The following is a 1,357-nucleotide window of genomic DNA, read 5'->3' on the forward strand; positions in this document are numbered from 1 at the left end:
TGCGAGCCAGTGACTGTACGCTGATGTTTCAGGCGCGATGGGCAAAGACGAAACCCCGGCGATGTGGCCTGGGCCAGTGATCGTTCCGGGGTCTTCGTGGACAACGGTAGCAGACAGGGGTGTGATGCAGGAAGACGAGCTCGAGCGCTTGATCACGGCCGACCGGCTCCGTTCGTACACCGAGCGGACCGGGGCCCCGACCGGCGCGTTGCGGCTGTACGAGTGGAACATGCGCGCCGCGGCGTCGGTCATGGAACTCACCGGCGTCGTCGAGGTGGTCGCTCGCAACGCACTCGACCAGGAGCTCCGCGCCTGGACGGCGGATCGAACCCGGAAGCCCTGGTTCGACGTCGCTCCGCTCGACGCTCGCGGACGCGCTGACCTGGCGAAGGCACGGGCTCGGGCGAGTCGAGACGGACGGCGCGACGAAGTGCACGGACGCGTCATCGCGGAGCTGGGCTTCGGGTTCTGGCGGTACCTCGTCGAGTCGCGGTACCTGACCGCGCTATGGACACCCGCGCTCCACCGGGCGTTCCCGCACGGACCTGCGGACTCCTTGACGCGACAACGGGAGGTACGTGGCCGACTGCAGCAGCTGCATTTCGTGCGGAACCGGGCGGCGCACCACGAACCGATCCACGCACGTGACCTGCAGCGGGACCACGACTACGCGCTCGAGCTGCTCGGCTGGATCAGCCCGCACGCGGCGGCGTGGGCGGCGGACACCACCTCGCTCCGAGCCGTGCTCCGCGCCCGTCCCGACAGGTAGGTGCAGGATCGGAAGGGTTGCGGTGCAGTGGTGCACCGCCGGGAGCGAAGGAGCGTCCATGTCGGGAGCCAGCGTGCTGTTCATCGGCGGCAGCGGGGTGATCAGTGCCTCCTGTGTCCGCGAAGCCGTCGAGCAGGGGTTCGACGTCACCGTGCTCAACCGGGGGACCACCGGGGGCAGGCCGATCCCGGAGGGTGTGACGCGGCTCCAGGCCGACGTCTCGGACCGGAGCGCCCTGGCGGAGGTGGTCGGCGACCGCCACTGGGACGTCGTCGTGAACTGGATCGCCTTCACGCCGGACCAGGTGCAGGCCGACGTCGACTTCTTCGCCGGGCGGACCAGGCAGTACGTGTTCATCAGTTCGGCCTCGGCGTACCAGACCCCGGCGACGCACCTGCCGATCACGGAGTCGACGCCGCTGAAGAACCCGTACTGGCAGTACTCGCGGGACAAGATCGCGTGCGAGGAGCTGCTGATGACGGCGTACCGGGAGCAGGACTTCCCGGTGACGATCATCCGGCCGTCGCACACCTACGACGAGACGAAGCTCCCGCTGACGGGCGGCTGGACCGCGGTCGCACGGATGCG

Annotated in this window: 2 protein-coding genes; both read left to right on the plus strand. The window is 69.0% G+C overall.

Translation table 11 applies throughout. The features are described 5' to 3' along the window. The first annotated feature begins 121 nt into the window (after positions 1–121). Positions 122–769, plus strand: coding sequence for a hypothetical protein (locus tag BIV01_RS12700; RefSeq protein ID WP_083414019.1), 648 nt, complete (start codon positions 122–124; stop codon positions 767–769). A 58-nt stretch (positions 770–827) separates the two neighbouring features. Further along, on the plus strand, positions 828–1,357 hold a 530-nt coding region (locus tag BIV01_RS12705), incomplete at its 3' end, for an NAD-dependent epimerase/dehydratase family protein (RefSeq protein ID WP_139199347.1).

The organism is Curtobacterium sp. MCBA15_013 (assembly GCF_001865095.1).
Taxonomy (GTDB): Bacteria; Actinomycetota; Actinomycetes; order Actinomycetales; family Microbacteriaceae; genus Curtobacterium.